Genomic DNA, 24813 nt, shown 5'->3' with positions numbered 1-24813 from the left:
ACGCACCCGCGACCGCCACCGGATGGACAGCCGCAGCCGCATGGCAGCGCTGCTGATCATGATCATGGTCTTGGGAGTATCCGGCTGCGGTGACTGGCGCGGGCTGAACTCGCTACCCATGCCCGGCACCCAGGGCACGGGACCGGGTTCCTTCATCGTCCAGGCGCAGATGCCCGATGTGAACAATCTCCAGCAGAACTCGCGAGTGCGGGTTGCTGATGTGTCGGTCGGCACTGTCACGGACATCGAGCGCCAGGGTTGGCATGCCTTGGTGACCATGTCGTTGAGTGGCGACGTCGACCTGCCGGCCAACTCCACCGCCAAGCTTGGACAGACCAGCTTGCTGGGTTCGCAGCACATCGAACTTGCACCCCCGACAGACATGGCCCCAGAAGGCAGGTTGCGCGACAGGTCGGTGATTCCGTTGGCGAACAGCGGGCTCTACCCGACCACGGAGCAAACGCTGGCGGCGTTGTCGGTGGTGCTGAACGGCGGCGGAATCGGTCAACTCCAAGACATCACAACGGCATTCAGCACGGCGTTCCGGGGCCGCGAGAAAGACGTGCGGAGTCTGATCCACCAACTCGACCGATTTACCGCATACCTCGACGATCAGTCCGGCGACATCATCGCGGCAACCGAGAGCCTGAACCGCCTGGTCGGCAAGCTGGCGCGGCAGCAGCCTGTGCTGGATCGAGCGCTCGAAACCATCCCCGATGCGCTCGCGGTACTCAACGATGAGCGGCAGGCCCTCGTCGACGCAGCCGATCGGCTGGGCGAATTCGGTGCCATGGTCACCGATACGGTCAATCAATCCACAGAAGACATAGTCAAGATCCTGACGGAATCCGGACCGGTCCTGGAATCTCTGGCGAACGCCGGCCCGAGCCTGACCCGCGCGCTGAGCGGAATTCTGACGTTCCCCTTTCCGAACGAGACCATCGAGACGTGGCAGCGGGGCGACTACGCCAACCTCACCGCCATCGTCGACCTCACCTTGAGCCGTGTGGATGCGTCACTGTTCACCGGCACCCGGTGGGAGTGCGACCTGACGTGGTTGGAGCTGCAGTGGGGGCGCACCATCGGCCAGTACCCCAGCCCCTGCACGGGGGGCGGCCCGAACACCCCGGGTAACCCGCTGACCGCTCCCTACCGCTGGGACCAGGGGCCGTAATGCACCTACACCGTTTGGCCAAGATCCAGCTGGCGATTTTTTCGGTCATCGCCCTCGTCGCCATGGCATTCATGGCCCTGCAATTCATGAAGTTGCCGGCCAGGCTCTTCGGTGTCGGCCAGTACACGGTGACGGTACAGCTCCCGAAAGCCGCCGGGCTCTATGCCAGTGGCAACGTCACGTACCGGGGCGTCGAAGTGGGCCGGGTGCAATCCGTGGACTTGAGCGACACGGGTGTGACGGCTGTGCTGTCGCTGAGATCCGACATCGACATTCCGTCTGATCTCGCAGCCGAGGTGCACAGCCAATCGGCGATCGGTGAGCAGTACGTGCTGTTGCTGCCCCGCGATGGCACCTCGCCGCCGCTCCGGGACGGGGACGTGATTGCGCTCGCCGACACCAGCGTGCCACCCGACATCAACACCATCCTCGGTCAGGTGGTCACCGGTCTGCAGGCAATACCCAAGGACGACCTCAGGACCGCCATCGACGAGTCGTATACGGCGGTGGGTGGGCTAGGGCCCGAACTGACCCGAATTGTTCACAACTCCATTGACCTGTCGATCGAGGCGCGGGAGAACCTCGACCCGCTCATCGCGTTGATCGAGCAGTCGCAGCCGGTGCTCGATTCACAGACCAACACCTCCGATGCGATCCAGGCCTGGGCGTCGAACCTGGCCACCGTGACCAGCGAACTGCGAACACATGATGAGGACATCGCCGGTCTGCTGGACAACGGCGGCCCCGCGTTCGGTGAAGCCCGTCAGCTGATCGATCGCCTGCAACCCACCTTGCCGATCCTGCTGGCGAATCTGGTCAGCGTCGGCGAAGTCGCGCTGACCTACCAGGCGAACATTGAGCAGGTCCTGGTGCTGCTTCCTCAAGTCACCGCTGAAGCGGGGGCAACATTCTTGGCCAACCGGGACACCAAGCAGGACTACCGGGGCGAATATCTCAGCTTCAACCTGAACATCAATCTGCCGCCGCCGTGCACTACCGGGTTCCTGCCGGCCAGCCAGCGGCGGGCGCCCACGTTCGAGGACCACCCGGAACGCCCGCCGGGCGACCTCTACTGCAGAACCCCGCAGGACTCGATGTTCAATGTGCGCGGCGCCAAGAACACCCCCTGTGTGACGAGGCCCGGCAAGCGTGCGCCGACGGTGAAACTGTGCGAGAGCGACGAGCAGTATGTGCCGCTCAACGACGGCCTCAACTGGAAGGGCGACCCTAACGCGACGCTGTCCGGTGAGGCGATCCCGGATCTGGGGCCCGGCACACCGGATGCCCCACCGCCTGCCGCGCCCGCACCACCACCGCCGGCGGTCGCCACCTACGACCCAGCCACGGGCAGCTATGTCGGACCTGACGGAAAGCAGTACCGGCAGTCCGACCTCGCACAGTCCGCGCCAGCCGAGCAGACCTGGCAGACGATGCTGCTGCCGCCGCAGTGATTGCCGCCGCAACCCCGTGAAACTGGGGCTGCAGCTGGGGTATTGGGGAGCTTCAACCGCCGAGCAGCCACGCAGGGGCCTTTGCTCAGGGCGCCCCCCAGCAGCGCTGCAATCCCTGCGTGACGTCGATGCTGGGAACGCCCGGTTGGGGGTCATCGGTGACGAGCGCGACACCGGTGGTGATCATGTCGATCCCCTGATTCGGGATCGGCCTCCTCCCAGATTCGAGGTACTCGGCGACGGCATCGATGCCCCCGGTGGCCATCTCGAGCGGGTACTGCTGAGCCGTCGCCCCGACGAGCCGCTCCCGGACCAGCTTCATCCCCGGATCACACCCCCCGTCGACGGAGACGACCGTGGCGTTGTTGCCCGCCGACTGCAGCGCCTCGACGGCGCCGCTGGCCGCGGGCTCGTTGATCGTGTAGACGAGATTGATGTCGGGATTGTCGGCCAGGCACCGTTGCATCCCGGCGCGACCCTCGTCCTTGGCGCCCAGGGTGGTCTCGTGGCAGGCGATGCGGTAGGTCCCCTGGCTGTAGTTGCCGGTGGGGGCTTCGTCACCCTTGTATTCGGGATCGGCGACGGCGATGCCCATGCCGGTGAGGAAGCCCTGATTCCTGGCGGAGTCGGACTCGACTCCGCGGTTGCCGAACAGGTCGAGCATCGCGATGACGGCGGGCTGGCCGTTCAGTTTCCTGGCCGCCCACGCCCCGATGAGCCTGCCGGCCTCGAAGTTGTCCGTCGCGAAGGTGATGTCCGCCGCGTCGGGGTCGGCGGGTTTGGTGTCCATGGCGACGACGAAGATGCCGGCCTTGCGGGCCCGCGCGAGCGCTCCGTCGACGCCGGGTCCATTGGGCGTGATCAGAATGGCCTTGTCGCCCCGGTCGACCGCGGCGTTGATCGCCGCGACCTGGCTGTCGACGTCGCCGTCCTGGGTTCCTGCAGCGACGGACAGATTCAACCCCAGCTTGGTGGCACGCTCCTGTGCGCCCTTCTCGATCGTGACGAAGAACGGATTCGTCGTCGTCTTGATGATCAACGCCACGCCCGGCGGTGCGTCGCTCGTTGAGTCTGTGCTCTGGCACGCCGCCGTACCCGTGATCGCCAACGCGCACGTCGCGGTAAGGCCGGCCAGTCGCCAAGCCGCTCGTGGGTTCACGAAGTCGAACATGAGATCCCGCCCCTCGTCGGTGCCGGGACAGGGCCACGTCCCGTGCGACCGGTGAAATGCTGACACCTGAGTCTAGGCGGTGCTCGGTTGCCAGATGGACGAGTCGAAAATGTTGTGCCGTAGGCATTCTCGCTCGCCGCGTATTGACGCTCCGGCCAATTCCGACGGGGGTCGGGGTGCGGTCAGGCCGACGCCGCCGGGCTGCCGGGCAGGGGCGCCTCCTCGATCGTGTCCGCCGCCGTCGGGGAGGGTCGCCGATTGGTCCGCCGCGCGGTCAGCAGCATTGCCGTACCGATGACGACTCCGGTGAGGACCAGTGCGGGCCAGAACAACGCTTGGGTGATCGCGATTCTGCGTTGCACCTTGACGCCCCGTCGGGCGATCGAACCCGCTTTACCCGTGACGCTCACGAAAGGCACCTCCGTCCGATGGCATTGCAGCGGCGTACCCCCGACTTCGCCCAGGCAAACCCGCCCCCGTCGTCACGTGGTGGGCGATCGGTCCTGGACATCGGGGCCGTCGTGATCGTCGGGAGAGGCGTGCTCGTCGAAGCTGACGTCCACGCGCTGAAATCCCTTGGCGCGCTGCGCTTCGGCCTGTCCGGAATACATCTTGCGGTCGGCGGCGGTCAGGTCCACGTTGTCGGTGAACGGGGTCAGCAATGCGCGGGGATGCAGCCCGTCGACCCGCACGGCGTTGATCTCCGCGCACACCAACAGCGACGTGGACACCAGGTAGAGAAACGCCAGCAGCCCCAGAACGATGGCGAACACGCTGTTGGTGACACTGGCGGACGCCGCGACCCGGGTGACGAAGGCCGCGCCGAACCACTGCAACATCTGCCACAGCAGTGCCGCGAGCACCGCGCCCGGGAGCACCTCCCGGTAGGTCAAGGACCGCGCGGTGGTCACCCGGAACGCGACGACACACACCGCCGTGTTCAAGGCAACGGAAGCGATGACCACACCCCCCGTGCCGAGGATGCCCAGGCTGGTCGAGATCCTGCCCACGGCGGTCAGCAGCGTGGTGGCGATCAGCGCCGAACCCAGCACCATCAGCAGCAGCAGGCTGCGGATTCGCGACCTGATCGGGTCACGGCGGACGAACCTGGGCACCGCCCACACCGTGTCCATGGCGTTCTGCAGGGCTTGGCCGACGCCGAGGCCGCCGTAAAGTGCTCCGGCGATTCCGACGACCACCGCAATGGTGCCGCCGCTGAGTGCCTCGGGCCTGTTGAGCTGGTCACTGAGGAGGGGAAACTGGCTGACGGCCGAGTTGACGATGCTCGCGCGCCACTCCGGCCGGCCCGACAGCACCACCCCCAGCGCCGTCGTGAGCAGAAGCAACAACGGGAACAGTGAGACGAACGCGTAGTACGTGATGAGCGCCGCCAGGAAGTGGGCCTGGTCGTCGACGTACTTGTAGACCACTGCGAGGACGAAGCCCGCGGCCCGGCTCTTCTGCTGCAAGCGATCCAGCCACCCCAGCATCGCGACCTCCACGAAACCACGCGGCCCTGCGCCGCCGAGTGCCATATACCCCGTTGGTCAGGGGTCTCAAGCGGCGGGACCCCCAATGTCGCTGAACAAGCAATGTCGCTGAACCAGGCGCCCGGACACGCTTTGGCGCTGGTTGTCTGCCCCGATTGCCGCCGTTGAAACGTTCGTCGCGGTGGATACGTGTCTCATTTCGCGCCGTTTGTGGACTTTGCGCGCCGGGTATCAGGGGGGACAACAGATGATTGCCCGCCACCGGCGGGACACGGCGCAGAGGCGCCGGTAGTGCGAGAAAGAGCGGAACTTTGATGACGGACAGGGCTGGCCAGCACTCCAGACATCGTTTGCCGGTGCGCCGTCGCCGCGCGCGTGCCGCGGCCATGAGCCTGCTGCCCGCCGCGGCGGTGACCGCAGGCGTCTGGACGTACGCGACCTACGTGGAGACGCCGGCGCCGCGTCCCGTACAGGCGGTCGCCGCACCGACGCTTGTCCAGCAGGTGGGGCGAATCATCGCGGTGACCGAGTATTCGGTGACCACCCGCGCAGACGACGGGACAGTGATGACGTTCCTCATCACCCCGAACACCAACAGGATCGGCGTGGGCGATGCCGGAGAAGGCAGTGCGGCAACGCAGTTCGCTCCCGATCAGCTGGTGACCGTGGTGGGCAAGATCCAGAACGGGACGACGGTCGCCACGGCCCTGGCCGATGACAGCGCCGTTGGCCCGGATGGACCCCCGATGGACTACGCGCTCGGTGGTGCGTGACGGCCGGGAGACCGATCACTTCGTGACTGTTACTTCTCGAGAGCGGGACCGTCAGTCTTACGGTAGGACCCACCGCTAGGATGACCACCGATGACGAGCGATGATGACGTGACGGTGTCCGGGCAGCGGGCCCTGGTGATGGGTGCGAGCGGCAACGTGGGGGCATGCGTGACCCGCCACCTCGCCGCCGGCGGCGCAGACGTCCGGGTCCTGTTGCGAAAAAGCAGTTCCGTCAAGGGAATCGAAAATCTCGACGTCGAGCGCGTGATCGGTGACCCGTTCGACCCGGAGACGGTGGCCGCCGCGATGGCCGATCGCGACGTCGTCTACTACTGCATCGTCGACACCAGGGCGGAGCTGCGGGATCCGGCTCCCCTGTTCGCGACCAACGTCGAGGGTCTGCGCAAGGTCCTCGACGTCGCGGTGCACGCCGACCTGCAGAAGTTCGTCTTCCTGAGCACGATCGGCACCATCGCGGTCGGTAGGAACGGCGCAACCGTGGACGAGGACACCCCGTTCAACTGGGCCGATGAGGCCGGCGGCTACGTCGAATCGAGGCGGGCCGCCGAGGAGCTGGTGTTGGCCTACGCCGAGCGCGGGCTGCCCGCCGTCGTGGCGAACGTGTCCAACCCTTACGGGCCGCCCGATTGGCAACCGCGGCAGGGGATGTTCGTCCAGCTGGCGGCACTCGGGAAGCTGCCGTTCTACATCCGTGGCGTCGCCGCCGAGGTGGTCGGCATCGACGACGTCGCCGACGCGATGCTGCGCGCCGCCCAGCGGGGACGGGTAGGACAGCGCTACATCATTTCCGAGCGGTACATGACACATCGTGAGCTGGTGACCATCGCCGCTGACGCGGTAGGCGCGCGACGACCGCGCTTCGGCATGCCGATGGCTGTGGTCCACGGATTCGGTCACCTGTCCGACGCGGTCGGCGCGGTCCTGGGCCGCGACGTTCCCATCAGCAGGCAGGGTGCCCGGTTGCTGGCGTTGACGTCTCCGGCCAGCCACGCCAAGGCCACCCGCGAACTCGGCTGGCATCCCAAGCCGACCGAGCAGTTCATCAAGCGCGCCGCCGAGCACTACGTCAGTCGAAGCAGCTGAGCGGTCTGTACCGGTCGCCCGATCACCGGTCGACGGAGTGCGCGGAATTTCTCTGGGTACTACGGCGGTTCTCCTCTTTGTTGCCGCATGCAGCCAATGACCGAGGGAGACGCCCATGTCCGATCACCGCACCGTGCGACGAGTTCTGGTCATGGCCGGTGTCGGTGGCGTCGCCGCGGCCGGCCTGATCGGGCCGGGTGCCGCCAGCGCGGACGCCGCGGAGTCCTGTCCCGACGTCGAGGTCGTATTCGCGCGCGGCACGGCCGAACCGGCGGGTCTCGGCCGGGTGGGACAGGCCTTCGTCGAGGAGCTGCGCAGCGACCTCGGTGGCCGCAGCGTCAACGTCTATGCGGTGAATTACCCTGCCTCGTACGACTTCCTGCAGTCTGCCCCCCAGGGCGCCGACGACACCAGCGCCCACGTCCAGGCCACGGTCGCCAGCTGTCCCGACACCAGCATCGTCCTGGGTGGGTACTCCCAGGGGGCGGCGGTGGTCGATCTCATCACCGCGGATCCCAACGCGACATTCGGGTTCGGCCGGCCGATGCCGCCGGCCGTCGCCGACCACGTCGCCGCAGTCGCGGTCCTCGGCAACCCGTCCGACAAGATCGGCCGACCGCTGACCGCGATCAGCCCGCTGTACGGCGCCAAGACCATCGAACTGTGCAACGGGATGGATCCGGTGTGCTCCGACGGTGACAACCGCGCTGCCCACAGCCTGTATGTCGAGTCCGGGTTGGCAAGTCAGGCAGCGCAATTCGTGTCGGGCAAGGTCGCCGCACCTGCCCCGGCCGAGGTGTTGGTCAACACCTCGGACAAGGTCGGCTGACTTCGGGCGGCCACCACCGGGATCGAGTGCATGGTCCGTAGGCTGAGATGACGAGTTGCGCAGAATCGCGGTGACGGCGAAGCATCGGACGGTCAGTCGTATGACGGCGAAAGCGAGGGTGGTGGGGCGCCGCACCGGTCAGAATCGAGTCCTCGACCCACGGACACGGAAGGCCGCATCACGATGGCGCAACGTCAGCCCACCCGCGGCGGCGACAGGATCGACGCAGGCCAACTGGCTGCGCTCTCGGCGGTGGTGGAGTTCGGCAGCTTCGACGCCGCGGCCGAACACCTGCATGTCACCCCGTCGGCGGTGAGCCAGCGCATCAAGGCCCTCGAGCAACGCGTCGGCCAGGTCCTGGTCCTGCGGGAGAAGCCCTGTGTGGCAACGGCTGCTGGCACCCCCTTGCTGAGGCTGGCGGCGCAGACCGCGCTGCTGGAAACCGAGGCGCTCGCCGAGATGAGCGGGGGGTCCGCCGAGCGTCCCCGAATTGCTCTGGCGGTCAACGCCGATTCGATGGCGACGTGGTTCTCCGGGGTCTTCGCCAGCCTGTCCGGCGTGCTGTTCGACGTTCGGATCGAGGACCAGGATCACTCCGCTCGACTGCTGCGCGAGGGCGTGGTGATGGGTGCGGTGACCACCGAGCGCAACGCCGTTGCCGGGTGCCGGGTGCAGTCGCTCGGGGTGATGCGCTACCGACCCGTCGCGACCCGCGAGTACGTGAAGCGCCATCTGCCCGACGGGTTCACCGTTGGAGCCGCGGCCACTGCGCCGTCGCTGGCGTGGAACCGCGACGATGCCCTTCAGGATCAGCTGGTGCGCAAGGTGTTCCGTAAAGCGGTTCGGCGGCCGATCCACTACATCCCCACCGCGGAGGGGTTCGGTGCGGCGGTGCGTGCCGGGCTGGGCTGGGGTATGTATCCAGAACGACTCCTCGACACGTCGTTCGTCCCGATCACCGATCAGCACCTCGACGTGCCGTTGTACTGGCAGTGCTGGAAGCTGGACAGCTCCACGGTCGCGCGGGTCACCGAGGCGGTTCGAGCGGCCGCGACGGGACTGCACAGGGGCCGGTGACAGAATCGCTGGCATGCCCGCGTCGGTGAAGGTCCGCATCCTCGGCGTCGGGATGGGTCCGCAGCACGTCACTCCCGAGGTCGCGGAGGCGCTGCGATCCGTCGACTACGTGCTGGCCGCCGAGAAAGCCGACGACGACCCACTGCTCGCGCTGCGACGGGAGATCGTGGCAGCGCATCCGGGTGCCGCAGGTCCAGTCGAAGTGATCGCGGTGCGCCACCCCGAGCGCGACCGCTCCGCCGGCCTCGACAGCCATGGATACGAGAGGGCTGTGACCGACTGGCACGCCGCCCGCGCGGGCGCATACGCCGACGTCCTGCGGGAGCGGGGCGGCACGGCCGCGTTCCTGGTCTGGGGTGATCCGTCGCTGTACGACTCGACCATCCGGATCGTCGAGAAGATCCGCGAGCTCGGCATCGACGTGGACTACGACGTCCTGCCCGGCATCAGCGCCCCGCAGCTGCTCGCCGCCCGGCATCGCATCGTGCTGCACGAGGTCGGCCGCCCGGTGCACGTCACCACCGGCCGTCGGCTGCAGGAGGCGGTCGCGGCCGGTCTCGACAACATCGTCGCGATGCTCAACCCGCCACCGGAGCGGCTCGACTTCACCGGACTGCAGGACTGGACGATGTGGTGGGGCGCCAACCTCGGGGCGGCGGGCGAGCAACTGGTGACCGGCCGCCTCGGCGACGTGCTACCCGTGGTTGCCGACGCCCGCGCCGCGGCGCAGGCCCGCGACGGCTGGGTGATGGACCTGTTCCTGGTGAGGAAGACCTGATGGCAGGCTTGCTGGTCGCGGGCACCACGAGCGATGCGGGCAAGAGCGTGGTCGCCACCGGCCTGTGCCGCGCCCTGGCGCGCCGGGGAGTGAAGGTGGCGCCGTTCAAGGCGCAGAACATGTCGAACAACTCCATGGTGTGCGGGGAGGGGGTGGAGATCGGGCGCGCGCAATGGGTGCAGGCGCAGGCGGCGCGCGCGACTCCCGAGGCCGCGATGAACCCGGTCCTGCTCAAGCCGGGCAGCGACCGGCGCAGCCACGTCGTGCTGATGGGACGGCCGTGGGGCGAGGTCTCCTCGTCGGACTGGCTGCAGGGACGGCGCGCGCTGGCGGCCGCCGCGCACGCGGCCTACGACGATCTGGCGTCGCGCTACGACGTCGTCATCGCCGAGGGCGCCGGCAGTCCGACCGAGATCAACCTGCGCGCAGGCGATTACGTCAACCTCGGCCTGGCCCGGCACGCCGGCCTGCCGACGGTGGTGGTGGGGGACATCGACCGGGGTGGGGTCTTCGCCGCGTTCTTCGGCACCGTCGCGTTGTTGTCGCCCGAGGATCAGGCGCTGGTCGCGGGCTTCGTCGTGAACAAGTTCCGCGGCGATCTGGACCTGTTGGCGCCCGGCCTGCGTGATCTGGAGCGGGTGACCGGCAGGCGGGTCTACGGCACCCTGCCGTGGCGTTCGGACCTGTGGCTGGACTCCGAGGACGCGCTCGACCTGCAGGGACGGCGCTCACCACGGCCGGGCGCCCGCCGGGTGGCGGTGGTGCGCCTGCCGCGCATCAGCAACTTCACCGACGTCGACGCGCTCGGCCTCGAGCCCGACCTCGACGTCGCGTTCGCCTCGCACCCCCACGCGCTCGCCGATGCCGACCTGGTGGTGCTGCCCGGGACCCGCTCGACCATCGCCGACCTGGCCTGGTTGCGGTCCCGCGGTCTGGACCGCGCCGTGGTGGCGCACGCGGCCGCCGGAAAGCCGCTGCTCGGCATCTGCGGCGGCTTCCAGATGCTCGGCCGCACCATCAGCGATCCCGAAGGCATCGAGGGTTCCGCCACCGAGGTCGAGGGTCTCGGACTGCTCGATGTCGAGACGAATTTTGTTGCAGCCAAAGCGCTTCGGCTCCCCGAAGGGCAGTGGCTCGGGGCGCAGGCCGCCGGTTACGAGATCCATCACGGCCGGATCACCAGGGGGCCGGCGGCCGAGGAGTTCCTCGGCGGTGCACGCGCCGGCCAGGTGTTCGGCACGATGTGGCACGGCGCGCTGGAGGGTGACGCGCTGCGGGCACGGTTCCTGGGCGAAGCCCTCGGGCTCGATCCCTCCGGGGTCTCGTTTCCTGCCGCCAGGGACGCCCGCCTCGACCTACTCGGCGATCTCGTCGAGGAGCACCTCGACGTCGACGCGCTTCTCGACCTCGTCCACGGCGGACCGCCCGCGGATCTGCCCTTCCTACCGCCGGGTGCCCCGTGAGCACTCCGCGGATCCTGTTGCTCGGCGGTACGGCGGAAGCCAGGGCACTCGCCGAACTCCTGGTCGCCGACGGCTTCGATGTGACCACGTCGCTGGCCGGGCGGGTTGCCGACCCGCGGCTACCGGTCGGCGACGTGCGCATCGGGGGCTTCGGCGGGGTGGACGGACTGCGGTCGGCGTTGAGCGACTGCGACGCCGTCGTCGACGCGACACATCCGTTCGCCAAGAACATCTCGGCCAACGCCGCCGCCGCGTGCACGACCGGGCAGACCCGCCGACCGCTGCTGCGGCTGGAGCGACCCGGATGGTCGGACCGGTCGCGCGAGTCGTGGCACTGGGTGGACTCCCACGAGGAGGCGGCGAAGGTGGCCGCCGGGCTGGGTGAACGCCCTTTTCTCACCGTCGGACGCCAGGAACTCGCCCGCTTCATTCCCGACCTGCGGGACCGGTCGGTCCTGGCCCGCGTCGTGGACGTTCCCGAGATCGCGCTGCCACCGGCGTGGCGGCTGCTGACCAGCCGCGGCCCCTACGCGTTGGCCGGGGAGTTGGCCGTGATGCGCGAACACCGCGCCGACGTGCTCATCACGAAGGATTCGGGCGGCGAGCACACCTGGCCGAAGATGGTGGCAGCCGGCCAACTCGGCGTGCCGGTCGTCATCGTGCGCCGCCCGCCCCGTCCGGCCGGTGTGCCGGCGGTTCACAGCGTCGACGAGGCGAGGGACTGGGTGCGGGCCCTCACTACGATGGCGGGGTGAGAATCCTGGTCACCGGTGGCGCGCGCTCCGGTAAGTCGCGCCACGCCGAAGGGCTGCTGGGCGCGGCGGCCGCCGTGACCTACATCGCCCCGGGCCGGCCCGCCGACGGCAGCGACCCGGACTGGGACGCCCGGGTGGCGCGCCACCGCGGCGACCGTCCGGAGCACTGGCACACCGTGGAGACCGCCGACGTCGCTGCCGCGGTTGCCGACGCGGGCGGCGCGGTGCTGGTCGACTGCCTCGGCACCTGGCTGACGGCGCTGATGGACGCCGGGTCGCTCTGGGACGCCCACGACGTGCACGAGGCGCTGACCCCCCGCATCGAGGCGCTGGTCGGCGCCCTCGCCGCGGCACCCGAGGCCGTGGTGGTGACCAACGAGGTCGGCCTCGGCGTGGTGCCCGCGCACCGATCGGGGGTGCTGTTCCGCGACCTGCTCGGCATCGTCAACCAGCGGGTGGCGGCGGCGTGCGACGAGGTGCACCTGGTGATCGCGGGCCGGGTCCTCAAGATCTGACGCTCAGCGCGGCCGGTAGCGCTCCTCGTGCACCACGGTCGCCAGCGACGAGCGCCTGCGCCAGCCGTGACGCTCCAGGTCCGGGGTGTCCGGAAGCTCGGCGACCGGCCCGACGCACAGCCACGCGACCGGGCGGACATGTGCGGGCATGCCCACCAGCTCACGGAGGAAATCCTCGCGGTAGAACGACACCCATCCGACCCCGAGACCCTCGACAGTCGCTGCGAGCCAGAGGTTTTGGATCGCGCAGACCACCGAGTAGAGTCCGGCATCCGGGATCGCGTGCCTGCCGAGGACCTGCGGGCCGCCCCGGCTCGGGTCGTAACCGACCACGATGCCGAGGCCGGATTCGCAGATGCCCTCGATCTTGATGCGCGCGAACGTCTCCGCGCGCTCACCCGCCAGTGTCGCGGCGAACACCTGACGCTCGTGCGCCACGTGGTCCCGGAACGTGCGCAACGTCTGCGGCGATCGCACCAGCACGAAATCCCACGGCTGCGACATGCCGACCGACGGAGCGGCGTGCGCGGCGAGCAGCATCCGCTCGAGCACGTCCTGGTCGACCTGCTCACCGGTGAACTCGCGCCGGGTGTCGCGACGGCGGTTGATCACGTCGTAGAGCGCGCTGCCCGCGGGTGATTCGACGGCCGTCATCGCAATCCCTCGATGCGCTTGACCGATCGGTCGCGCGCCGGGTCGTAGAGGTGACTCTCGCCGGCTTCCGGGTCCGGCCTGCCCGCGAGCGCCCGCCCGACGAGGATCACGGCGGCCTGCCGCAGCCCGGCGGCCTCGACCGCGTCTGCGATGTCGGCCACCGTGCCGTGCAGCACCTGCTCCTGCGGCTGCGACGCCCGATACACCACCACCACGGGGCAGTCCGGCCCGTGATCCGGTTCCAGCTCGGCCATCAACTCCCGCGTCCGGGTGACGGCCAGATGCAGCACCAGCGTCGCGCGGGTTGCGGCAAATGCCTTGAGCGACTCCGTCTCCGGCATCGCGGTCGACCGCTGCCGGGTGCGGGTGAGCACCACGGACTGGGCGACGAGCGGGACGGTGAGCTCACGGCCGACGCGCGCGGCGGCGGCCGCGTAGGCGGGCACCCCCGGCGTCACGGACCACGGCACCCCGGCCGCGTCGAGGCGACGGGTCTGCTCGGACAGCGCCGAGTACACCGACGGATCTCCCGATACCAGGCGCACCACCCGCCGGCCGGCGCGGTAGCCGTCGATCAGGTGCGCGACGATGACGTCGAGGTCGAGGTGTTCGGTGTCGACCAGTTCGGCGTCCGGTGAGCAGTTCGCCAGAACCTCGGCGTCGAGGTAGGTCCCGGGAAACAGGACGGTCTGGGCTTCGCCGAGCAACCGGGCGGCCCGTACGGTCAGCAGATCCGCGGCACCGGGGCCGGCGCCGACGAATCGCACGGCACGGTCGTCCTCCATCGATCCGCAGTGTAGGCGAGCGGAGCGGGCGCGCCGCCGAGCGCACGGTTTGTGACGGATCTGGGCCGCCGATAGCCGTCAGAAACCGTACTTTCGTGATGGCACGTGACCTGGCGCCGCGGAGGCGCTCAGGCGTTGGCCAGTTCCGGCGGGTTCGCCGCCGACGGATCGGGGTTGGCCAGGGGCAGCCCCATGAAGCGGCGTGCGTTGTCGCCCATGAAGTCGTACGTCCGGCGCACGTCCATGCCCTCGGCGTACTTCCAGAACCCCTTCGGCTCGGCCAGGCCCTCCGGGTGCGGGTAGTCCGAGCCGAACATCACCTTGTCCCAGCCGACGGTGTTGACGACGTCGGAGACACATCCCTCCCAGAACGGGCTGACCCAGATGTTGCGGCGGAACACTTCCAACGGGTGCTCGGGGAAGTTCTGCGGCATCTTCTTGGCGAGTTCTTCGAAGTCGTTGAACAGCGGGAAGATCCACGAGCTGCCGTTCTCGACGCTGGCGATGCGCAGCGTGGGGAAGCGGGTCAGCGTCCCGTGGCAGATCAGCGCGGTGATCATGTCGGCGATCTCCCGATGCCCAAGCACCATCCAGCGGAACGCACTCTGGGCCATGAAGTTCTGCGTATACGGTGGCTCCCATTTACCGACGTAGTCGTCGAGCGGCGGATAGCTCGCGTGCAGCACGATCGGCAGCCCGGCGGCTTCGACGTCGCGCCAGAAGGGATCGAACTCGGGAAGCGCGGGGGAGCGCCAGCCGCGGATCCCGTGCACCGGTCCGGGCTTGATGAGTGCGACCTTGGCGCCGTTGGCCAGCAGGTAGTCGAGTTCGCGCCGGGCGCCGTCGACCTCGGAGAGGTTGATGATCGGGGTGGAGAACACCCGGCCCTCGTAGTCGAAGCTCCAGTGCTCGACCATCCACTGGTTCAGTGCATGGATGACGGCCAGCGTCAGCTCGGGATCGTCGGCGGTGGCGTGCTCGATGAGGCTGGCCAGCGTGGGGTAGTTCAGGGCCTCACGCACGCCCTGCCGATCGAGTTCGGCGACCCGGTCGGCCGGGTTCCTGGTGGCCGCGGGAGCCTCGATCGCCGGTCCCTGCATCTCCCGCAGCGTCAGGCCCTCGGTGTTCTCGCCGGCGAAGAACTTCTCGTGCGCACCGGGGGCGGCAACCCGCTCGAACGTGGGGTTCGGGATGAAGTCGGAGACCCGGTTGTTGATGACGATCCGGGTCTGGCGGCCGAACTGCGCGAACTGGACAGCCCGCGAGTACTTCTCGGGCAGGTACTTCGTCAGCGCCTCCGGCGTCTCGTACATGTGCTGGTCGGCATCGAAGATCGGCGCGTCGGTGAATTGGGTCATCAGCAGTCTCCCGGTCCGCATACGGTAAGCGTTACAGTACCAGCCGTCCGATCGGACAGAGCACAGGTGCGCGGCGGTCCGGTGGTCCCGCGGACGATGAGCGTCGGTTCCAGCACGACGTCGGCGGCCCGGCTCGACGTGTGCCGATGCCGGGGTGAGGATCGCGTCGGCGTTGCCGGTGCTGTGCTGGTCGGGTCCCGACGAGGACGCCCGCGAGGCGGCGGTGCGCAACGGGAAACGCGTCGTGCAGATCACCGTGGATCTCGGCGTGAACGTGATCAACACCGGGTTCTTCGGGCGCCCGGAGAAGATCGAGGGGTCCGAGCGGTGCTTCTTCCGGTCGATGGAGGAACTGTTGCCGATCTTCGAGTTCTTCTCGGACCTGGCCGGCATCGGCTTCTACGACCGCGACGACACCGTCATGGTGTCCTCGGTGTTCGCCGAAGACGAAGACGCCCACGACGTATCCCGCTACCAACTCACAACCATCACCGACTACCTCAACAAACACCACCGACGCGGCACCCACCGCAGTGCTGAGTGACGATTCCGTAAGTAGGGTTCCAGGGGTAACGACAAGAAGGAAATCCAACCCGGAAGAGCGACGTAGGCACCTGTGCGACGCCGCGATCGCGCTGCTGGCCGAAGATGGCGCGCGTGGGCTCAGCCACCTCAAGGTGGACCGCCGCGCCGGGGTGCCCGATGGCACGACGTCGTTCTACTACCGGACCCGTTCTGCGTTGCTGCACGGCATCGCGAAGCAACTCGTCCGCTACGACATCGAAGCCTTCACCGCGGCCTTCGAGGAAGATCCGGGAGATGGCGTCGGCCTGGCCGCGCTGGCCGAGCAGATGATGCGGATCCGCGAGGAACCGAGTCTGTCCCGGACGCGGGCACGTCTCGAACTGACGATGCTGTCCAAACGCGACGCCCACCTCGCCGCCGGTTTCCAGGAAGTTTTCGAGAACTACCGCTCGCTGGCCGAGCGCCTCGTCGTCGGAATCGCCCCCGTCCGGGGGGCGGTGAACCAGGAGTTGGTCGCCGAGCAGGCATCGGTGCTGCTGACGTACCTCAGCGGGTTGGTTTTCGGGTTCGCCAACGGATCAACCGAACCGGCCAGCCGCGAGCACGTCCAGCGCCAGATCCGCGCGGTCATCCTCGGCGTGGCCGCCGAACACCGCTGACCGACCTACACCCGCGGAGTGGGTGCGGGCGGCGGGGGCGGCACCGGCATGCACAGGCCGGTCTGGGTGTCGAGGAACTTGCCGGGTACGCAGAAGGGCGAGCATCCGTAGATGACACCCGTCTCACCGGGCGGGCACTGCGCCGTCGAGACCGGCGCGGTCGTGGCGACGGCGGAGAGGGGCACGGCAAGGGTGGCGGCGGCGATGACCGCCGCGACGGCGTAACGGGCAATCGGCTGTGTCACGGCAGACCTCTCAGTTCGGGATACCGGTGGCGACGCGCGGGGCGTCCTTGGCGGGGGCGGTGAGCACCAGTTCGGCCACCCTGGCCCGGTGCTGTTCGGCGCTGCCCAGCAGTGCGGCGTCTGTATAGGCCCGCTTGTAGTACAGGTGCGCCTGGTGCTCCCAGGTGAACCCGATACCGCCGTGGACCTGGATCGTGTCCGTGGCAATCCGCGTTAACGCCGACGAACACGTCGCCTGCGCGATGCTGACCGCGAGGGCCGGGTCGTCGGACAAGTCCGTGAGTGCCCAAATCGCATGGTAAGCAGTCGATCTCGCGTGCTCGAGCGCAACGAGGTCGTCGGCCAGGCGGTGCTTGACGGCCTGAAACGATCCGATCGGCCTGCCGAACTGCAGACGGCTCTTCGCATACTCGACCGACAGGTCGAGCAGATGCTGTGCCGCGCCGACCTGTTCGACTGCCAGCAACGCCGAGCCGACCTGCAGCGCGTGGGTGATCACCCGCTCGGCCTCCTCGGGACCTGCGATGAGCCGCCCGGGCGCATCGAGCAATCCGACGGTGGCCTGAGGCCTTGTCAAGTCCAGCGTGCCCAGCGGAACACGTTGTACCCCAAGGTTGTCGGTGCCCACGGCGTAGAGCCCGATGCCGTCCGGACCGTTCGCGGCGACGAGGAGGACGTCTGCCACCCGCGCGTCGACGACCCGTTCGACGGTTCCGGACAACGCCCAGCCACCTCCGGTCGGTGTCGCGTCGACGGTGACGGCCGCGGCGTCGAACGCGCCGGCCACGTCGCCGACGGCGAACGCCGCGGTGCGGGCGCCGTCGAGCAGCGGCATCAGCAGGTCGCTACTCTCCGAGGCCGCGACCAGCGCGGGGATGGCGAGATACACGGTGCCGAACAACGGGCCGCACGCCAGCGCGGCGCCCAGTTCCTCGACGGCGACCGCCTGGTCGACCAGGGTGCCGCCGGCGCCGCCGTCGGACTCGGGCACGGCCAATCCCAGGACGCCCAGTTCGGATCCCAGCCGAGTCCACACTTTCGCGTCGAACGGCGGATCGGATGTCATCTGGGCGCGCACCGAGGACTCCCCGAGGAACTCGCCGCAGAAACCGCGCACCGCGGCGCGAAGCTGATTCTGCTCGTCCGTGAAGGTGAACTCGGCGCTTCGTGCCTCAGCGCTGCCTTTGGGCTGATCCTCAGCCACGCGGAACCTCCTTCCACGGCATCCCGGCGTCGGCACGCAGGTCCCCGGGCAGCCCGAGCACCCGTTCGGCGAGGATGTTGCGCATCACCTCGGAGGTGCCCCCCTCGATGGTGTTGGCGCGGCTGCGCAGGAACCTCTGCTGGATCGGGCCGCGCCAGTCCTCGACATCGCGGTCCCCATCGTCGTTCCCCTGGCCACGGCCCCGCATCTCGTAGCCGTCGTACATGATCCCCTCCGGTCCGAGCAGATCCATACAGAACTCGTAGATGTGCTGATTGAGTTCGGCGCCGACGAGCTTGCCGACGGACGCTTCCGGGCCGGGTCCTCCGACGGTCGCCGTCGCCCTGGATCGCTCGGCGGTCAGTCGCTGGGCCTCGGCGCGCAGCCACAGAGAAGTGAGGCGGTCCTGGAGCACCGGGGTGTGCAGGTCCGGTCGCGACGCCCACAGCGCGACGGCATCGCCGATGGTGCCTGCCCCGCGCCTGCTGCCGCTGCCGCCGAGCGCACTGCGTTCGTTCATCAGCGTCGTCATCGCGACCCGCCAGCCGTCGCCGACCCCGCCCAGCCGGTAGGCGTCCGGGATGCGCGCGTCGGTGATGTAGACCTCGTTGAACTCGGCGTGGCCGGTCAGCTGCCGCAGCGGACGGGTCTCGACGCCTTCGGCTTGCATGTCGAGGACGAAGTAGGTCAGGCCGCGATGCTTGGGCACGTCGGGGTCGGTGCGGGCCAGGAGCAATCCCCACCGTGCGCGGTGCGCCAGGCTCGTCCACACCTTCTGTCCGTTGACGACCCAGGTGTCGCCGTCGCGAACCGCCGACGTCGCCAGGCCGGCGAGGTCCGAACCCGCGCCCGGTTCGGAGAACAGCTGGCACCAGATGTCCTCGGTGGTCGCCAGCGGCCGCAACAGGGCCCTGCGGACGTCGTCGGTCTGAGCGTGTTCGCGCACCGTCGGGGCGGCCATCCCGTAACCCATCGGGTTGAGCGACAGCGGAACGGGCCCACCGGCGTCCTGCAGGATGCGGTCGGCGACGGCCTGGAGGCCGCGGGAGACACCGAGGCCACCGAGACGTTCGGGGAAATGCACCCAGGACAGGCCCGCGTCGAAGCAGGCACCGAGAAATCGTGAAATGGGCACCGAACGCGGGTCGTGTTCGGCGACCACTCGGTGTGCGGCCTCGGTGACCCGGTCGGCATCGGTGGCGCTCATAAGAGCACAGTAAAGCCTGGCGGGCCGGCCGATGGTCGACTCAGCGGTCTGGGGCGAACAATCAGCCCGCCGTGCGCGGGCGAACAATCATCCCGCGGTCAGCGCGAGGTGCTCCGCATCTGACTTGTGGCGACGGTGTAGTAGGTAACGGAGCCACCGAACATCGATTAACACAGTGATCCTTTACGCGGTCTTGGTGAGAAGTGGGAGTAGCTGACGCCGTGCCACCATGGCGTCGGCGAAATGGTTGAGCGCTTCGGGAACGGAACCGGCGGCGTCGAACTCGATGCCGCACTCGCCCAGCGCCTGCTCTACGGAGCGGCTGGCGACCAGCGACCATTCGACCCCGGCAGCGGTGCAGACGTCGTCAACGGTGAACAGCAACGAAATGGCTTCCCGGTCAAAGGAAATGACGTCACTGAGGTCCAACACGAAAGGCTTCTCCGCGAGGATGAAGCGCCGGACATGCCGACGGACACACTCGACGTTGGCGTCATCGACGGCGCCCTTGATCGTCACCACGGTGGCCAGCTGGCGGCAGTGCGCCCGAATGCTGGCGCCATCGCAGTCGAACGTCGGATTGCCGTACATGGTGGCCTCCCTCGATCTGTGCTGACATGGCCCGCCGGTTGGCGACACATCACTCAACGTAATGAGCCAATCTAAGGCCGCGGGGAGTAACGACTAATACTTCGGTAAGAACTGCAAACGGGGCGCCCAGCAAACTCGTCGGTAACTTGGCGTCAACCGCGGCGTTGCTGCTGCGAACCGGTATAGCCCGACCACGGGCTGTAATCGGCCAGCAGGGCCTCCTGCGGCGGTCGGACGTCCTCGGCAACATGCTCGAGATTGATCCTGATGCGGTACCAGATCGAACTCGGCCCGCGCATGCCGTCGACGAGGATGTCCGCGGGTTCCAGCTTCTCGGCCGCCGCCGGATACTTGTCGCGCCATTGCTGCAGCGCGGCCATCGCCTCGTCCTTGGTCTTGGTGCGCGCGATCTCGATCAGCGGCTTGGTGGATTGCCTGCGGCCGTCGGTGGATCTGCGCGCGCCCTTCGGCGCCTTCTCCGCCGGCCCCAGCCGGTCGGCCAGGTCCAGCAGCGACTCCAGGCCCCCCGCGGCGTCGTCCATCCCCTCCCACGGATCGCCGACCTGCGCGAAGCGCTTCGGCACGGTGGCGACGGTGAACACCTCGGGTCGGCAGTCGGCCACCTCGTCCCAGAACAGCGGCGTCGACACTCGGGCGTCGGGCGTCGCGCGCACCGAGTAGGCGGACGCCACGGTGCGGTCCTTGGCGTTCTGGTTGAAGTCGACGAAGACGCCGTGGCGTTCCTCTTTCCACCATCGCGCGGTGGCCGACTCCGGCGCGCGCCGCTCGACCTCGCGCGCGACCGCCTCGGCCGCCAGCCGGACGAACTTGAACGGCCAGCGACGGTGGATGCGCGCGTAGATGTGAAAGCCCCGCGAGCCCGACGTCTTGGGCCACGCCACCAGTCCGTGATCCTCGAGGACCTCACGGGCGACGAACGCGACGTCGAGTATCTGACGCCATCCGACGCCCGGCATCGGGTCGAGATCGACGCGCAGCTCGTCGGGATGGTCGAGATCGTCGGCGCGCACCGGATGCGGATTGAGGTCCACACACCCCATGTTCACCGCCCAGATCAGACCCGCCGCGTCGTGCAGGACGGCTTCCTTCGCCGACGTCCCTGACGCGTACTTGAGCTCGGCGACGTCGACGAAGTCGGGGCGCTTCTCGGGGGCGCGCTTCTGGAAGACCGCCTCCTGTTCGATGCCCTTGACGAACCGCTTGAGGATCATCGGCCGGTCCCGAACGCCGCGCAGCGCACCGTCGGCGACGGCGATGTAGTAGTGCATCAGGTCCGCCTTGGTGAGCCCGAGGTCGCCGAAAACCACCTTGTCCGGATGGGTGATGGGCACCTGCTGTCCACCGACCTCCAAATACTGGGGAGCGGGCACCACCTCATCGTAGGATCCCGGTCGATCTGCGAGCCCGGTCACATAAAGTTGTCCGCATGTCCAAGCTCAGCGATCTTCCGGTTCAGGCGCTCGCCAAGGTTCAGCAGTCAGTCGGCAAGGCCGCCGGAAAATACTGGGAGCGGGGCTCGGCCGAGCTGCACTACGCCCGCAAGATGTTCGAGGCCGGCGCCCTGAAGCTGGAGGCGCCGCAGGACATCGCCGCGTTGGTGGCCGACATCCGGCGCTGGGGTGAGTTCGGGATGATCCCGGCGCTCAACGCCCGCCGTCATCCGAACCGGGTCGCGGTGATCGACGACTTCGGCGAGATGACGTTCTCCGAACTCGACAGTGCCGCCAACGCCGTCGCCAACGGCCTGCTCGCCAAGGGCGTCCAGGGCGGCGACGGGGTGGCGGTCCTCGCTCGCAACCACCGGTGGTTCCTCGTGTCGGTGTACGGCGCGGCGAAGGTCGGCGCGCGGATCATCCTGCTCAACAGCGAGTTCTCCGGCCCGCAGATCAAGGAGGTCTCCGAGCGGGAGGGCGGCAAGGTCATCATCTACGACGACGAGTACACCGCCGCCGTTTCGCAGTCACAACCCGAGTTGGGGAAGCTGCGGGCGCTGGGAGTGAACCCTGACCGGGCCGAATCTTCGGCGGCCGCCGAGGGTGACGAGACGTCGGGCAGCACCGACGAGACCCTCGAGGAGCTGATCGCCCGCACCGGCACGCAACCACCACCGAAGGCGTCCAAGCACTCGTCGATCATCATCTTGACCAGTGGCACCACCGGGACGCCGAAGGGCGCCAACCGCAGTGCCCCGCCCTCACTGGCGCCGATCGGCGGGGTGCTGTCGTCGGTCCCGTTCAAGGCCAAAGAGGTGACGTCGCTGCCCGCGCCGATGTTCCACGCGCTGGGCTTCCTGCACGCGACCATCGCGATGATGCTGGGCTCGACGCTGGTGCTGCGGAGGCGATTCAAGCCGGCCACCGTGCTCGCCGACATCGAGAAGAACAAGGTCACCGCGATCGTCGTGGTGCCGGTGATGCTGTCCCGGATGCTCGACGAGCTCGAGAAGACCTCACCCAAACCGGATCTGTCCTCGCTGCGCATCGTGTTCGTCTCCGGCTCGCAGCTCGGCGCCGAGCTGGCCACCCGAGCGTTGAAGGACCTCGGTCCGGTGATCTACAACCTCTACGGTTCCACCGAGGTCGCGTACGCGACCATCGCTGGGCCGCAAGATCTTTCGATCAATCCGGCCACAGTCGGCCCGGTGGTCAAGGGCATGAAGGTCAAGATTCTCGACGACAACGGCAACGAACTCCCGCGCGGTGAGGTGGGCCGGATATTCGTCGGCAACTTCTTTCCGTTCGAGGGTTACACAGGCGGCGGCGGCAAGCAGATCATCGACGGCCTGCTGTCCTCGGGGGACGTGGGTTACTTCGACGACAACGACCTACTCTATGTCAGCGGCCGCGATGACGAGATGATCGTCTCCGGTGGCGAGAACGTGTTCCCCGCCGAGATCGAGGACCTCGTCAGCGGCCACCCGGAGGTCGTCGAGGCGACCGCGCTGGGTGTGGAGGACAAGGAGTGGGGCGCCCGGCTGCGCTGCTTCGTGGTCAAGGCCGAGGGTTCCTCGATCGACGAAGACACCATCAAGGCCTACGTCAAGGAGAACCTGGCCCGCTACAAGGTGCCGCGCGAGGTGGTGTTCCTCGACGAACTGCCGCGCAATCCCACGGGCAAGATCCTCAAGCGCGAGCTCCGCGACATGGACGTCGAGTAGTCCGTTCGCCGAAATGGCATTCCAGCCAATTTGACCTTGCGGTCGCCCGTTCGGGGGTGAAAATGGGTCGGTGGTCGCCTTGCGACGCCGTCTCTGCATGGTTCTTCGAGGCCNGCATTCCAGCCAATTTGACCTTGCGGTCGCCCGTTCGGGGGTGAAAATGGGTCGGTGGTCGCCTTGCGACGCCGTCTCTGCATGGTTCTTCGAGGCCGGATTCCAGCCGGGCGCTGGAGTCGCGTTATGGGCCCTTCATTGTTGCCGCCGTTGGTATTTGGCGATCGAGCACGCGGATTAGATTTTCTGTTGGCCCTGCGGCTCCACGAGGCGACCACACCCTGAAGTGGGCCCTTCATTGTTGCCGCCGTTGGTATTTGGCGATCGAGCACGCGGATTAGATTTTCTGTTGGCCCTGCGGCTCCACGAGGCGACCACACCCTGAAGTGGTGGTGGACACGCATAGAAGTGGAGGTCAAAGATGCTGGCAGAATCCGAGGACTCAGAACAGATCATCGCCAGGGTCGCGGCCCTGGATATCGGCAAGGCTGAGCTGGTGTGTTGTGTGCGGNTCCCGGGCCGGGGCAGCAGACGCCTGCAGGAGGTGTCGACCCATTCGACGATGACCCGGTCGTTGACCGANCTGGCCAGTCACCTGGTCGAATCCGGNGTNCAGCGGGTGGTCATGGAAGCCACCTCCGATTATTGGAAACCGGTGTTCTACCTGCTCGAAGCCCACGGCCTGGACCCGTGGCTGGTCAACGCCCGCGACGTCAAACACCTACCCGGCCGNCCCAAGACCGATGTGCTCGACGCGGTGTGGCTGGCCAAGCTGGCCGAACGCCAGATGCTGCGCCCCAGTTTCGTCCCACCCCCGGCGGTCCGGCAGTTGCGGGATCTGACCCGCTACCGCAACGANCTGGTCGGGGCGCGCACCGCCGAGCGCAACCGCGTCGAAAAGCTCCTCGAAGACGCCTGCATCAAGCTCTCGGTGGTGGCCAGCGACATCTTCGGNGTCTCCGGGCGGGCGATGATGGCCGCGCTGATCGCCGGTGAACGTGACCCCNNNGCCCTCGCGCAGCTGGCACGTTCCCGGATGCGGACCAAGATCAGCCGCCTNGAAGAGGCCTTCAACGGCCACTTCNACGANCACCACCGGTTCCTGCTGGCCCGCATGCTGGCCCGCCTCGACGGTATCGACGCCGACATCGCCGCGGTCGACGAACAGATCGAAGCCCACCTGGCCCCTTTCGCCGCAGCGGCAGCCCGCCTCGATGAGATCCCCGGTATCGGGCCCGTAGCCGCCGCTGTCATCCTCGCCGAAATCGGCACCGATATGTCGGTCTTCCCGACCGCGGGCCACCTGTGCTCCTGGGCGAAATTCAGTCCCGGCATCAAATCCTCGGCCGGCAAAACCAAAGGCAATGCCTCCACCGGGCACGGCAACCGCTACCTGGCCCAAATCCTGGGCGAAGCCGCCCTCGCCGCCAGCCGCACCGACACCTTCCTGGGCCACCGCTACCGACGCATCGCCCGACGACGCGGTAACAAACGCGCCCTGGTCGCCGTCGGACGCTCCATCCTGGTCATCATCTGGCACCTACTGGCCGACCCGGACACCACCTACACCGACCTAGGACCCGATCACTACACCAAACACCTCAACCCAGAGACCAAGAAACGCAACCACATCCGCCAACTCGAAGCACTCGGCTACACCGTCACCCTCACCCCAGCAGCCTGACCCACAACACCAACACCCCCGCCGTCACCACACGGCCATACCGACGCGCAGACTCCACACCCAACTCACCGCCATTTTCGGATTAGCAG

Annotated in this window: 24 protein-coding genes and 1 pseudogene; 14 read left to right on the top strand and 11 right to left on the bottom strand. The window is 67.9% G+C overall.

The features are described 5' to 3' along the window. The first annotated feature begins 40 nt into the window (after nucleotides 1-40). Together H7I57_RS27430 and H7I57_RS27425 are read left to right on the top strand one after the other, a co-directional pair. Nucleotides 41-1174, top strand: coding sequence for a virulence factor Mce family protein (locus H7I57_RS27430; RefSeq protein ID WP_264027663.1), 1134 nt, complete (start codon nucleotides 41-43; stop codon nucleotides 1172-1174). Continuing rightward, nucleotides 1174-2625 carry an MCE family protein gene (locus tag H7I57_RS27425; RefSeq protein WP_264027519.1) on the top strand — a complete coding sequence of 484 codons (1452 nt, stop codon included), beginning with the start codon at nucleotides 1174-1176 and terminating at the stop codon, nucleotides 2623-2625. Before H7I57_RS27430 ends, H7I57_RS27425 begins: the two co-directional genes overlap by 1 nt. Before the next feature lie 85 nt (nucleotides 2626-2710). Here H7I57_RS27425 and H7I57_RS27420 read toward each other — a convergent pair whose 3' ends face one another. The 3 genes from H7I57_RS27420 to H7I57_RS27410 form a co-directional block, all read right to left on the bottom strand. After that, entirely contained in the window at nucleotides 2711-3784 is a 1074-nt protein-coding gene (locus tag H7I57_RS27420; protein ID WP_264027517.1) for a substrate-binding domain-containing protein, read from the bottom strand. Nucleotides 3785-3978: 194 nt separating this feature from the next. Continuing rightward, on the bottom strand, nucleotides 3979-4206 hold the full coding sequence (locus H7I57_RS27415) for a hypothetical protein (RefSeq protein WP_264027515.1): 228 nt from the start codon (nucleotides 4204-4206) through the stop codon (nucleotides 3979-3981). A gap of 72 nt (nucleotides 4207-4278) precedes the next feature. Beyond that, nucleotides 4279-5286, bottom strand: a complete 1008-nt coding sequence (locus H7I57_RS27410) for a YihY/virulence factor BrkB family protein (RefSeq protein ID WP_264027661.1) — start codon at nucleotides 5284-5286, stop codon at nucleotides 4279-4281. A gap of 356 nt (nucleotides 5287-5642) precedes the next feature. Between H7I57_RS27410 and H7I57_RS27405 the strand changes: the two genes are divergently transcribed. The 8 genes from H7I57_RS27405 (at nucleotide 5643) to H7I57_RS27370 (ending at nucleotide 12580) form a co-directional block, all read left to right on the top strand. Next, nucleotides 5643-6059: a hypothetical protein gene (locus H7I57_RS27405; RefSeq protein ID WP_264027514.1), complete on the top strand. Its 417-nt coding sequence runs from the start codon at nucleotides 5643-5645 to the stop codon at nucleotides 6057-6059. A 90-nt stretch (nucleotides 6060-6149) separates the two neighbouring features. After that, nucleotides 6150-7163, top strand: a complete 1014-nt coding sequence (locus tag H7I57_RS27400) for an NAD-dependent epimerase/dehydratase family protein (protein ID WP_264027512.1) — start codon at nucleotides 6150-6152, stop codon at nucleotides 7161-7163. Between the two features lie 115 nt (nucleotides 7164-7278). Next, nucleotides 7279-7992, top strand: coding sequence for a cutinase family protein (locus tag H7I57_RS27395; RefSeq protein ID WP_264027510.1), 714 nt, complete (start codon nucleotides 7279-7281; stop codon nucleotides 7990-7992). Nucleotides 7993-8175: 183 nt separating this feature from the next. Beyond that, nucleotides 8176-9069, top strand: a complete 894-nt coding sequence (locus H7I57_RS27390) for a LysR family transcriptional regulator ArgP (RefSeq protein WP_264027508.1) — start codon at nucleotides 8176-8178, stop codon at nucleotides 9067-9069. A 13-nt stretch (nucleotides 9070-9082) separates the two neighbouring features. Then, the gene (gene cobF, locus H7I57_RS27385) at nucleotides 9083-9847 is read left to right on the top strand and encodes a precorrin-6A synthase (deacetylating) (protein WP_264027506.1); all 765 of its coding nucleotides are present in this window, start codon (nucleotides 9083-9085) and stop codon (nucleotides 9845-9847) included. After that, on the top strand, nucleotides 9847-11310 hold the full coding sequence (locus tag H7I57_RS27380) for a cobyric acid synthase (RefSeq protein ID WP_264027504.1): 1464 nt from the start codon (nucleotides 9847-9849) through the stop codon (nucleotides 11308-11310). Before cobF ends, H7I57_RS27380 begins: the two co-directional genes overlap by 1 nt. Then, complete coding sequence (locus tag H7I57_RS27375) at nucleotides 11307-12065, top strand: cobalt-precorrin-6A reductase (RefSeq protein WP_264027502.1); 759 nt, start codon at nucleotides 11307-11309, stop codon at nucleotides 12063-12065. The genes H7I57_RS27380 and H7I57_RS27375 overlap by 4 nt, the downstream gene beginning before the upstream one ends. Further along, the gene (locus tag H7I57_RS27370) at nucleotides 12062-12580 is read left to right on the top strand and encodes a bifunctional adenosylcobinamide kinase/adenosylcobinamide-phosphate guanylyltransferase (RefSeq protein ID WP_264027500.1); all 519 of its coding nucleotides are present in this window, start codon (nucleotides 12062-12064) and stop codon (nucleotides 12578-12580) included. The genes H7I57_RS27375 and H7I57_RS27370 overlap by 4 nt, the downstream gene beginning before the upstream one ends. A 3-nt stretch (nucleotides 12581-12583) precedes the next feature. Here the strand turns inward: H7I57_RS27370 and bluB are convergent, their stop codons facing one another. The 3 genes from bluB to H7I57_RS27355 form a co-directional block, all read right to left on the bottom strand. After that, nucleotides 12584-13234, bottom strand: a complete 651-nt coding sequence (bluB, locus tag H7I57_RS27365) for a 5,6-dimethylbenzimidazole synthase (RefSeq protein WP_264027496.1) — start codon at nucleotides 13232-13234, stop codon at nucleotides 12584-12586. Further along, nucleotides 13231-14019 (bottom strand): cobalt-precorrin-4/precorrin-4 C(11)-methyltransferase, encoded by a 789-nt coding sequence (locus H7I57_RS27360; protein WP_264027494.1) that lies wholly within the window; start codon nucleotides 14017-14019, stop codon nucleotides 13231-13233. The genes bluB and H7I57_RS27360 overlap by 4 nt, the downstream gene beginning before the upstream one ends. 128 nt (nucleotides 14020-14147) lie before the next feature. Continuing rightward, nucleotides 14148-15377, bottom strand: a complete 1230-nt coding sequence (locus tag H7I57_RS27355) for an amidohydrolase family protein (protein ID WP_264027493.1) — start codon at nucleotides 15375-15377, stop codon at nucleotides 14148-14150. Between the two features lie 139 nt (nucleotides 15378-15516). Between H7I57_RS27355 and H7I57_RS27350 the strand changes: the two are divergent. Both H7I57_RS27350 and H7I57_RS27345 read left to right on the top strand, forming a co-directional pair. Continuing rightward, nucleotides 15517-15921 (top strand): annotated as a pseudogene (locus H7I57_RS27350) (hypothetical protein); the annotation flags it as partial. A 91-nt stretch (nucleotides 15922-16012) separates the two neighbouring features. Next, a complete protein-coding gene (locus tag H7I57_RS27345) occupies nucleotides 16013-16561 on the top strand; it encodes a TetR/AcrR family transcriptional regulator (protein ID WP_372510477.1) in 549 nt (182 codons plus the stop codon). A gap of 5 nt (nucleotides 16562-16566) precedes the next feature. Here H7I57_RS27345 and H7I57_RS27340 read toward each other — a convergent pair whose 3' ends face one another. The 5 genes from H7I57_RS27340 to H7I57_RS27320 all read right to left on the bottom strand — a co-directional run bounded on the left by H7I57_RS27340 (nucleotide 16567) and on the right by H7I57_RS27320 (nucleotide 21199). Beyond that, complete coding sequence (locus H7I57_RS27340) at nucleotides 16567-16806, bottom strand: hypothetical protein (RefSeq protein WP_264027490.1); 240 nt, start codon at nucleotides 16804-16806, stop codon at nucleotides 16567-16569. Nucleotides 16807-16816: 10 nt separating this feature from the next. After that, on the bottom strand, nucleotides 16817-18010 hold the full coding sequence (locus H7I57_RS27335; RefSeq protein WP_264027488.1) for an acyl-CoA dehydrogenase family protein: 1194 nt from the start codon (nucleotides 18008-18010) through the stop codon (nucleotides 16817-16819). Further along, the gene (locus tag H7I57_RS27330; protein ID WP_264027486.1) at nucleotides 18003-19217 is read right to left on the bottom strand and encodes an acyl-CoA dehydrogenase family protein; all 1215 of its coding nucleotides are present in this window, start codon (nucleotides 19215-19217) and stop codon (nucleotides 18003-18005) included. The genes H7I57_RS27335 and H7I57_RS27330 overlap by 8 nt, the downstream gene beginning before the upstream one ends. A 183-nt stretch (nucleotides 19218-19400) precedes the next feature. Then, nucleotides 19401-19808 (bottom strand): STAS domain-containing protein, encoded by a 408-nt coding sequence (locus H7I57_RS27325; RefSeq protein ID WP_264027484.1) that lies wholly within the window; start codon nucleotides 19806-19808, stop codon nucleotides 19401-19403. A 152-nt stretch (nucleotides 19809-19960) separates the two neighbouring features. Next, on the bottom strand, nucleotides 19961-21199 hold the full coding sequence (locus tag H7I57_RS27320; RefSeq protein ID WP_264027482.1) for a DNA polymerase domain-containing protein: 1239 nt from the start codon (nucleotides 21197-21199) through the stop codon (nucleotides 19961-19963). 56 nt (nucleotides 21200-21255) lie between these two features. Between H7I57_RS27320 and fadD2 the strand changes: the two genes are divergently transcribed. Further along, nucleotides 21256-22986, top strand: coding sequence for a long-chain-fatty-acid--CoA ligase FadD2 (gene fadD2, locus H7I57_RS27315; RefSeq protein ID WP_264027480.1), 1731 nt, complete (start codon nucleotides 21256-21258; stop codon nucleotides 22984-22986). Nucleotides 22987-23461: 475 nt separating this feature from the next. Next, a complete protein-coding gene (locus H7I57_RS27310; protein WP_264027479.1) occupies nucleotides 23462-24724 on the top strand; it encodes an IS110 family RNA-guided transposase in 1263 nt (420 codons plus the stop codon). The last annotated feature ends 89 nt before the right edge of the window (nucleotides 24725-24813 follow it).

The sequence above is a fragment of the Mycolicibacterium pyrenivorans genome, from assembly GCF_025821625.1.
GTDB classification, from domain to species: domain Bacteria; phylum Actinomycetota; class Actinomycetes; order Mycobacteriales; family Mycobacteriaceae; genus Mycobacterium; species Mycobacterium pyrenivorans.
This window is presented reverse-complemented; position numbering and strand designations above follow the sequence as displayed.

Coding starts and splice junctions, on each gene's coding strand:
- H7I57_RS27430 (WP_264027663.1), top strand. CDS start 41: ATGGCAGCGCTGCTGATCATGATCATGGTCTTGGGAGTATCCGGCTGC.
- H7I57_RS27425 (WP_264027519.1), top strand. CDS start 1,174: ATGCACCTACACCGTTTGGCCAAGATCCAGCTGGCGATTTTTTCGGTC.
- H7I57_RS27410 (WP_264027661.1), bottom strand. CDS start 5,286: ATGCTGGGGTGGCTGGATCGCTTGCAGCAGAAGAGCCGGGCCGCGGGC.
- H7I57_RS27400 (WP_264027512.1), top strand. CDS start 6,150: ATGACGAGCGATGATGACGTGACGGTGTCCGGGCAGCGGGCCCTGGTG.
- H7I57_RS27395 (WP_264027510.1), top strand. CDS start 7,279: ATGTCCGATCACCGCACCGTGCGACGAGTTCTGGTCATGGCCGGTGTC.
- H7I57_RS27390 (WP_264027508.1), top strand. CDS start 8,176: ATGGCGCAACGTCAGCCCACCCGCGGCGGCGACAGGATCGACGCAGGC.
- cobF (WP_264027506.1), top strand. CDS start 9,083: ATGCCCGCGTCGGTGAAGGTCCGCATCCTCGGCGTCGGGATGGGTCCG.
- H7I57_RS27380 (WP_264027504.1), top strand. CDS start 9,847: ATGGCAGGCTTGCTGGTCGCGGGCACCACGAGCGATGCGGGCAAGAGC.
- bluB (WP_264027496.1), bottom strand. CDS start 13,234: ATGACGGCCGTCGAATCACCCGCGGGCAGCGCGCTCTACGACGTGATC.
- H7I57_RS27360 (WP_264027494.1), bottom strand. CDS start 14,019: ATGGAGGACGACCGTGCCGTGCGATTCGTCGGCGCCGGCCCCGGTGCC.
- H7I57_RS27355 (WP_264027493.1), bottom strand. CDS start 15,377: ATGACCCAATTCACCGACGCGCCGATCTTCGATGCCGACCAGCACATG.
- H7I57_RS27330 (WP_264027486.1), bottom strand. CDS start 19,217: ATGAGCGCCACCGATGCCGACCGGGTCACCGAGGCCGCACACCGAGTG.
- H7I57_RS27325 (WP_264027484.1), bottom strand. CDS start 19,808: ATGTACGGCAATCCGACGTTCGACTGCGATGGCGCCAGCATTCGGGCG.
- fadD2 (WP_264027480.1), top strand. CDS start 21,256: ATGTCCAAGCTCAGCGATCTTCCGGTTCAGGCGCTCGCCAAGGTTCAG.